Source organism: Okeania sp., from assembly GCF_983059655.1.
Genome location: NZ_CEZPJD010000809.1, coordinates 1 through 3,563, shown reverse-complemented (window position 1 = coordinate 3,563; position 3,563 = coordinate 1). Strand labels below are relative to the sequence as shown.

Annotated in this window: 3 protein-coding genes; all 3 read right to left on the bottom strand. The window is 38.0% G+C overall.

Annotation, left to right across the window (positions count from 1 at the left end; genetic code table 11):
- Nucleotides 1-234 precede the first annotated feature (234 nt).
- The 3 genes from AC3DU7_RS28705 to AC3DU7_RS28695 all read right to left on the bottom strand — a co-directional run bounded on the left by AC3DU7_RS28705 (nt 235) and on the right by AC3DU7_RS28695 (nt 3,207).
- Nucleotides 235-969 carry an MORN repeat-containing protein gene (locus tag AC3DU7_RS28705; protein ID WP_488042666.1) on the bottom strand — a complete coding sequence of 245 codons (735 nt, stop codon included), beginning with the start codon at nt 967-969 and terminating at the stop codon, nt 235-237.
- A 409-nt stretch (nt 970-1,378) separates the two neighbouring features.
- The gene (locus tag AC3DU7_RS28700) at nt 1,379-2,551 is read right to left on the bottom strand and encodes a hypothetical protein (protein WP_488042665.1); all 1,173 of its coding nucleotides are present in this window, start codon (nt 2,549-2,551) and stop codon (nt 1,379-1,381) included.
- A gap of 35 nt (nt 2,552-2,586) precedes the next feature.
- Nucleotides 2,587-3,207, bottom strand: a complete 621-nt coding sequence (locus tag AC3DU7_RS28695) for a hypothetical protein (protein WP_488042664.1) — start codon at nt 3,205-3,207, stop codon at nt 2,587-2,589.
- Nucleotides 3,208-3,563: the final 356 nt, after the last annotated feature.

The following is a 3,563-nucleotide window of genomic DNA, read 5'->3' as shown; positions in this document are numbered from 1 at the left end:
TTAGTTCTAAGCCTAGTCAAGGTCTGTAGGCGAGTTTTGACTCTCGCTACCAGATTTCCGATCTGAGAAATCAAAACTAAAAAAGCTACCAGATGTGACTTTAGCCCCTAATTGTAGCAACAATTGAGAATCCCCGCGCTTTTAAGTGCGGGGATTAGGTCAATCTTCCTTCATCCCCATCCTAATTCTAAAATATGGAATTTTTCATCTATACAATCTATGTAGTAATACTTACTACTGTGCTTCTTCTTGTCTTTGACCATTACGGAATACTCCTGGAAATCTCTTTCCTTCAGCATCTATAATAATCCCAACACCATGAGGTATTCCTCCTCTTAATTCTCCTTCATAACGAATTCCATTAGGATATGTACAACTTCCTTTGCCATCTAGTTCTGAATTATAAAAATCTCCTTGACACCGTATACCATCGGCGCGAGTAAACACTCCTGGGCCAAAAGGAGAACCAGCAAAAAAATCTCCCTCATAACGATCGCCATTGGCATAAATAAATTGACCTTGACCAGTAGGCTGACTACTAATCACATTACTAGAGAGATTCTCCACTAAATTAAATTCACCAACAAAGCGATCGCCATTAGCGAAAATAATTGTACCTGACCTAATCTGTCCATTTTGGAATACTCCTGTAACTCTGGAATCATCAGAGAATATAAAAGTACCCTGTCCATTAAATAGACCATTCCGAAACTGTCCTTCGTAGCGATTACGATTCAAATAGACATATACGCCACTTCCTTCTGGTCTTCCATTGACAAAATCTCCAGCATAATTATCTCCATTGGAATAATTGCATTTCACTCTGCCAGTAGGAGGGTTACCTTCACAAAAAGGTGCTTCTGTTTCTTCTTGTGCCATTAAGGACTGAGGATACCACATCAAAATTGTGTATCCCAGGCAGGAACCTGTTAAGATTGCTATTTTTAATTGTTTTATTGATAGCAGCATGGCCTATATCAAGCCCTATTTATTAATTTAAAGAGTTTCTATTATTTCTTGATTCCATTATATACAGTTGCATAGAACTGTGGAAATTGATTCTAATTTTACTCCAGAGTATCTTGAGATACTTTGCTTATTACTGTTTTACTTCACATCAGATTATATATACAAGCTTTTTTATTCAGTCTTTAGAAGTTCTTTAGATAGATACATCATTTTTATTGAATTTAAACTTTTTACTTTTTATTTTATTGGAAATTTTCTACAATTTTTCATACTTTTAATTGATCGAGCTTTTTCAAAAAACTTCCGAATAAAACAGTATACAACTGCATTGTAAATTATGAGGTCTTTTAATATTGACAGAGCCAAGTAAGTAGATAGAGTATAAAAAATTAGGACAATTTACTTTTTATTACTCCTCAATTTTTGCTTGGCTTCCTACCTCTTTTTGAACTTCTACACCACTTTGCTCAAACACGACAACTGGATCGGCTCCTTTCTTAAACTCCACCCGCTTTACTAATACCTTCCCATTAGCTAGCCGCTGTCCAATTTTCACATATCTACTTGTAGGTTCTGTAGGAACCTTGACAATGATTTGCTTTTGATGTCCCACTTGCACAACTCCACTAACTTCTATACCGTCAGCGATACTAGTATCCGGTGGCGGTGGTGGTGGTGGCGGTGGTGGTGGTGGCGGTGGTGGTGGCGGTGGAAAACCTGGCCCTCGCCACTGAGGAGGGGGGGTTGACTCTCTTGGCAGTTCTGGTATAAATGGTACTTGTTGAGTAGATGAATTCGGCAACTCTGGAGGTTTTGGTGGAGGTGGTGGCTCTTGAGATTGTGATTTTTGTGTAGTACCTGGGGGATGAGTAGCAACAGTTGTATTATTATTTTTTCCTGACTGAGTATTGTTTCCTGATGCTGCTTGTCTGTTTGTATTTTTCTGTGGCCTACTATTAGGTGCTTGCCTTGATGGAGAGGAAGACTGAGCTGAACTTGAATTTTGTTGTTGACCAACTTGATTTGAGTCTGCCCCCTGATTTCTTCTGGTTGCAATTGACTCTGGTTGTCTCCAAGAGGAAGGGGATTTAGTTTCTGGTAGAGTTGGAATATTTGGTACTTGTTGACTATCTAATTCAGGAAGTTGGGTAGATACAGAATCTCCTGTTTGATTAGATCTCCGACTTGGTACTGGAATAGCTGGTAAATTTGAGAAGGGGTCTCTGGTATCTGGAATGCTTGAAATAGAAGTAGGTGTTTGAGTTTGAACTTCTTGTTGGAGGGATTTTGTTCTTTCATTCGGGTCTGTAGACCTAATTAAATCTTGTGCTGTATCTGACTTTTGGGGAACATCTGGAGATGGAAAAGGTTCGTCAACAGCGATAATTGGAGAAGGAGCTTCAGGAGGGTCTATGGGAGTAGGAGAAGCTTCTGGTGTATTGGCAGTAGAACTGTTTCCTCTGTTAAAAAATGGTAGAGATTCACATCCACTGATCCAAACCGATAATAACCCTGCTCCTAATATTAGTAAAAATTTACGCATTGCTTGTTCTGAAAAGCCTAATATTGTCAAGGGTAGCAAAAATTCAGCAAAATAATACTATGTTTGCGATAAAATTAACAACCATGTTCTACAAATGGGTTTGTATTTTGTTCAAATGGCGAGGTATTAGGTAATGGTCTTCTTCGTCTTTGTTGAGCAACAATTAGACTATCATCGCTAGGCACTATTCTTCTAACATTTTGTCGCCAAGTAGTGGGTGCTGTAGTTTCAGGAAGAGTAGGTAGACCTGGTAATTGTTGGCCTTGTATTTCTGGCAATTGGGCTACGGAAGATTCTTCTGGCGATAACTCTGGTACTGGTATTTCAGGAACAACAGAAAATGGGTCTCTACCTGTGGGAACAGATATTGTTTCGGAAGGTTGAATTGTACTATCTTCTTCATTTCCTAAGTTTTGCTGTAAAACTTTTTCTCTTTCTTCTGGATCGGTAGATTGGATCAAGTTAGCAACTGTATTGGACTTTTCTGGAAATTCTGCTGATGGAATAGTCGATTGTGATTGTGAATCAGAAGATGGAGCATCTGGAACTTGAGCTAGGATTTGGTTAGAAAAACTGGTAAAATCTGATAATGCCATTAGTTGCGTATCTTCATCATTAAACGCTACAGATTCACCTCTAAATATCCAGAAGGCTGATATTCCTATGCTGACGAAATATAAGAATTTTTTGTTCATTTGAAATTTTGTTGATCTTAATAAATTTTACAATAGTTAAAGGTTATTTAAGAAGGAAGAAGGCAGAAGGGAAAATTCATTGGAATAGTCAACTATCGGCTACTTCATTTCTTATAACCCCAAGCAATTTTAAGAACCGTAAGTGATGGTGGAATGATTAAACCAACAAAACAAGTGATAATACCATTACTAGTACTTCAAGTACCACGTTTTTAAGTTTTTTGGTTGGACATCAATAACTATAGCGTTTTGAGCTGGGATATGGAGACTAAGTGCTATGAACAAAGGTATGGATGGAATAGTCATTTCAGTTATCAGTTATCAGTTATCAGTTATCAGTTATCAGTACCTCTGCA

Excerpts from the sequence above, each read along its gene's own strand:
- AC3DU7_RS28695 (WP_488042664.1), bottom strand. The coding sequence starts at position 3,207 with ATGAACAAAAAATTCTTATATTTCGTCAGCATAGGAATATCAGCCTTC.
- AC3DU7_RS28705 (WP_488042666.1), bottom strand. The coding sequence starts at position 969 with ATGCTGCTATCAATAAAACAATTAAAAATAGCAATCTTAACAGGTTCC.